Source organism: Patiriisocius sp. 208BN25-11 (assembly GCF_058147145.1).
In genome coordinates this window covers 1-270 of the sequence record NZ_JBYVJY010000074.1, presented here as the reverse complement: position 1 = coordinate 270, position 270 = coordinate 1, and the positions used below count along the sequence as shown (strand labels likewise).

Genomic DNA, 270 nt, shown 5'->3' with positions numbered 1-270 from the left:
CAGCCGCTTACCGGTTAGCGTGTTCATGCCTTGCCCTCATCAGATGTTAAAAAAACATGGCTTTGACCAGCTTTCCAACTCAGGAACAGCTCATCACCACTGTTAATATCCGAGAACTCACTAGTCTGTGGATGAACAACCTGGATCTCAGAACCTGTCTGGCTCTCCCGAATTAACAACCTGTTGTTACCACCATCAAACAAAATATTTTCAACCCGGCCGCTCATCGAGTTATCACTGGCCTGGCTTTGCTCACGACTCAGGTGAATC

At 47.4% G+C, this 270-nt stretch carries 1 protein-coding gene; it reads right to left on the bottom strand.

What is annotated here, in order from left to right:
- Positions 1-23 precede the first annotated feature (23 nt).
- Positions 24-270 (bottom strand): TOBE domain-containing protein (locus ACY2RS_RS15615; RefSeq protein ID WP_490099590.1); only part of this gene is annotated, 247 nt, incomplete at its 5' end.